Genomic DNA, 664 nt, shown 5'->3' with positions numbered 1-664 from the left:
GCGAAGCGGGTGTTCGACCGGCTTCGTGACGAATGCGGGTTCACCGGCGGCTACACGATCATCAAGGATTACATCCGGGAGCGGGAACGGCGGGGCCAGGAAGTGTTCGTGCCGCTGGCGCATCCACCGGGCCATGCGCAGGCCGACTTCGGCGAGGCGATGGTCAGGATTGGCGGTGTCGAGCAGAAGGCCCACTTCTTCGTGCTGGACCTGCCGCATAGCGACGCCTGTTACGTCCGTGCCTATCCGGCGGCGGTGGCCGAGGCCTGGGTGGACGGCCACATCCACGCCTTTGCCTTCTTTGGGGCGGTCCCCAAGTCGATTGTTTATGACAACGACCGTTGCCTGGTGGCGAAGATCCTGCCCGATGGCACCCGCAAGCGAGCCGTCCTGTTCAGCGGCTTCCTGTCGCATTACCTGATCCGGGATCGCTATGGCCGTCCTGGCAAAGGCAATGACAAGGGGAATGTCGAGGGCCTGGTGGGCTATTGCCGCCGCAACTTCATGGTGCCGCTTCCCGAGTTCGCGACCTGGGAAGCGTTCAACCTTTGGCTGGAAGAGCAATGCCGCAAGCGCCAGCACGATGTCCTGCGCGGCGAAAGCGAAACGATCGGCGAGCGGCTGCAACGCGATCTGGCTGCCATGCGCCCCCTCCCGGTCGCGC

At 64.5% G+C, this 664-nt stretch carries 1 protein-coding gene; it reads left to right on the top strand.

All coding sequences use genetic code 11. From position 1 onward, the window contains the following. Positions 1-664, top strand: a 664-nt coding sequence (istA, locus tag ACTJI6_RS24170) for an IS21 family transposase (protein WP_440804323.1), incomplete at both ends; no start/stop codon positions are given.

Origin of the sequence: Paracoccus sp. 22332, from assembly GCF_052045125.1 — a bacterium.
In the GTDB taxonomy this organism is placed as follows: Bacteria; Pseudomonadota; Alphaproteobacteria; order Rhodobacterales; family Rhodobacteraceae; genus Paracoccus; species Paracoccus haematequi_A.
Note: the sequence above shows the minus strand (reverse complement) of the source record. Positions and strands in the feature narration are given on the sequence as shown.